At 46.7% G+C, this 604-nt stretch carries 1 protein-coding gene; it reads right to left on the bottom strand.

The genetic code is table 11. The features are described from left to right. Positions 1-560: peptidase U32 family protein (locus ACWHAR_RS29365; RefSeq protein ID WP_452088729.1), on the bottom strand; the 560-nt coding region annotated here is incomplete at its 3' end. Between the last annotated feature and the right edge of the window lie 44 nt (positions 561-604).

Below are 604 nucleotides of genomic sequence, written 5' to 3'. Positions count from 1 at the left end.
ACTTTGCCCTGATATTCAAAATAGTTTCCAATCAAAGAACGCTTCGATTGGAACATGCACGTCATTCCATGCACCTGGATTTCAATTTCGACTTCAGCATTTTCTTTAATCTCAACAATGCTGTCCATGTTTAATTCTCTGGCAAGCACAGAACGCGCCGCACCCTTGCGTCCCCAGTAGTTGCATGTATAATAGTTGGTGCCTGTCGTTTCTGTGCTCCAATGAAGCTTCAGATCAGGCGCAGATTCACGGGCAGCCATCAGCACGGCAGGATCGCCGAATACCGCTGCATCGACACCGGCTTCTGCTAAGAAAGCCAGATATTCGCCAAGCTCACCCACTTTATCATTATGGAAAATTGCATTTACAGCAACGTATACTTTTGCCCCTTCTTTGTGAGCAATCTCTACGGCTTTTGTTACATCTTCACGAGAAAATTCTCCGGCTAATCTCAAGCCGTATCTCTGTTCCCCAACTAAAAACGCAGTTGCCCCAGCCTGTATGAGCGGCAAAATGTCCGCTGTACTTGTCGGCGTCACTAAGAGCTCTGGTTTTTTCATGACGTTCACCTCTTCTTTTTACTAATCGCAAGTCCGTCCCCGAC

The sequence above is a fragment of the Bacillus sp. LR--39 genome (genome assembly GCF_053613335.1).
The sequence above is the reverse complement of the archived record's forward strand: the minus strand, read 5'-3'. Positions and strand labels throughout refer to the sequence as shown.